At 57.9% G+C, this 1,619-nt stretch carries 1 protein-coding gene and 1 pseudogene; both read right to left on the reverse strand.

The window, feature by feature from the left end; translation table 11 throughout:
- Positions 1 to 258 precede the first annotated feature (258 nt).
- On the reverse strand, positions 259 to 1,233 hold the full coding sequence (locus tag AC097L_RS23840) for an IS5 family transposase (RefSeq protein WP_479584056.1): 975 nt from the start codon (positions 1,231 to 1,233) through the stop codon (positions 259 to 261).
- 51 nt (positions 1,234 to 1,284) lie between these two features.
- Positions 1,285 to 1,619: pseudogene (locus AC097L_RS23845) on the reverse strand (type II toxin-antitoxin system HipA family toxin); the annotation flags it as partial.

Consider the following 1,619-nt stretch of genomic DNA (forward strand, 5'->3'; position numbering starts at 1 on the left):
GCACGGTGCCGCTGGCGTTCAACCAGTGGCTGCTGTGCGCCGGAATGGCCAGCGTGGTGCTGTGGTTCAGCGAATTGCGCAAGCTGGGGAGTCGGGCATGGAGCCGACGAGAGGACGCCTAAGGCTACGCTGAACAAGTGCCGTCAAAACGCCAGCCGAGGCTGATGACAGTGCGATTTCTTGAAAACGAAGCGTCAATCGCCCTATTTTGTGGCCCCTGGGGCCTGTTGTCAGGGCCTTTCGGCCAGTATTTCGTCCTCATGGACGCACCTGTGCCATCAGCCTTTCTCGGCTGAGGTAGATGTTGGCCAGCGCCAGCGCAGTGAAGGCACGCGTGGCATTCTTTTTCAGCCCGAGGTAGCGCACCTTGCCAAATCCCCACAAGCGCTTGACCACGCCAAACACATGCTCCACCCGCGCCCGAATGCGGGACTTGTTGCGGTTCTTGCCGCGGGTTTCTTCATTGATGACTCCATTGCGTCGACTGCGCTGGTTGGTGAAGTCTTTGGCCTTGGCTGCTTTGCTGTGGATCAGATCCTTCTGGCTGGCATAGGCTGAGTCACCGTACACGCGCTGCTCATTGCCATGCAGCAGATCGGGCAATGGGTGTTTGTCATGCACGTTGGCGGCTGTGACCACGGCGCTGTGCGCCAGGCCACTTTGGCTGTCCACGCCGATGTGCAGCTTCATGCCAAAGTACCACTGCTGGCCCTTGCGGGTTTGATGCATCTCGGGGTCACGCGCCCTGTCTGCATTCTTGGTGGAACTGGGCGCGCTAATGATGGTGGCGTCCACGATGGTGCCGGTGTTGACCTTAAAGCCGCGCTCTTGCAACTCCTTTCCAACCTGAGCAAACAGGGCCTCACCCAATTTGTTGTCATTGAGTAGTTTGCGAAACTTGAGCAAGGTGGTGGCATCGGGCACGGGCTCGCGCCCCAGATCAATTCCGACAAAGCGGCGCAGACTGGCGCTGTCGTACAGCGCCTCCTCACAGGCCAAATCCGCCAGGTTGAACCAGTGCTGGATGAAATGGATGCGCAGCATGCGTTCCAGACCAATGGGTGGACGTCCGTTGCCGGCCTTGGGATAGTACGGTTCAATGACTTCACACAAGGCCAACCAGGGCACGATCAATTCCATCGTCTTCAAGAACTCATCGCGCCGCGTGGGCTTGCGGTACTGCTCGTATCCTGAGCCTTGATCGGCGGCCATCGCCAAGGTTTGTTGTTTCATTGACATGTAACGTTTCACCCTCGGGTGGCGTGGACCTTAATCAGCATTGCCTTAGGCATTGATTCGAGCGGCAGCACGCTTCGTGATTGACTTCACCTCCATGCCGAGTTTTTCGGCAAACGTTTGCCCGCTCCTGGTGAGGTCTGGATAGATCTCCCTGGTGGCCTTATCGATGGCATCAGGCACCTTGGCTGCCAATGACAACGCCACCGATTGCAGATATTTCGATCCCATGCCAACCTGCGCAGCCAGACCTTGTACGTGGCGTTTTCCCATGTCGCCGGGGTGCACTTCGCCGCCAATATTGAACGCAAACTCTTTGGACAAGCCCGGGTAGATCCGGGTACACATGATGTCGTAGAACGGGGTGAGACGGACGCCCTCGC

It is taken from the genome of Rhodoferax sp. RT5P35, from assembly GCF_056521385.1.

Coding starts and splice junctions, on each gene's coding strand:
- AC097L_RS23840 (WP_479584056.1), bottom strand. CDS start 1,233: ATGAAACAACAAACCTTGGCGATGGCCGCCGATCAAGGCTCAGGATAC.